This window comes from Stenotrophomonas sp. SrG (assembly GCF_050031795.1).
GTDB classification, from domain to species: domain Bacteria; phylum Pseudomonadota; class Gammaproteobacteria; order Xanthomonadales; family Xanthomonadaceae; genus Stenotrophomonas; species Stenotrophomonas rhizophila_A.
On record NZ_JBNBBE010000192.1, the window covers coordinates 1 to 281 of the forward strand.

A 281-nucleotide genomic window follows, 5' to 3' on the forward strand; every position below is an offset into this window, starting at 1 on the left:
GCGCGGCATCCGACGAGCAGGTGGCCATGCTCCACCGTGCGACGGCGGGCAACCCGCTCGCCCTGCGCGAGCTGCGCGCGGCCGACCTCGATGTCGCGGCGAGCATCGACGCCGGTCTCCCGCTCCGCGTGCCGCGAGCCGTCGCCGAGGCATTCGGAAGGCGGCTGGAGGGGGTGGATGCCGCCTGCCGCGCCGCACTGCTGATCGCCGCGGTCTGCGGCACCGATCTGCGCCTGATCACCGACGTGTGCGCCGGGATGGACGTCGACCCCGCCCTGCTC

At 75.1% G+C, this 281-nt stretch carries 1 protein-coding gene; it reads left to right on the forward strand.

What is annotated here, in order from left to right:
- Positions 1-281, forward strand: a 281-nt coding sequence (locus tag ACQG3P_RS19495; protein ID WP_426805963.1) for a hypothetical protein, incomplete at both ends; no start/stop codon positions are given.